Raw genomic sequence first — 229 nt, forward strand, 5'->3', positions numbered from 1 at the left:
AAATATCGCAGCAATGAAAGGTCTTGACCTTGACTTGTCCCCACTGCAAGCGAAAGTATGGTCGAATTAGATGGACTTTTGGTAGTTCTTCTCGATATCAGACAGGTAACTGTTTGAGGAGAGTAGGAACGGACAACGGCCGGCTAATCGAGCATACTGGAGCATCTGGTTAAGCTAATAAGAGCGCACGGAGGATGCCTAGGCACTAGGAGCCGAAGAAGGACGTGGC

It is taken from the genome of Paenibacillus algorifonticola, assembly GCF_000971975.1.
In the GTDB taxonomy this organism is placed as follows: domain Bacteria; phylum Bacillota; class Bacilli; order Paenibacillales; family Paenibacillaceae; genus Pristimantibacillus; species Pristimantibacillus algorifonticola.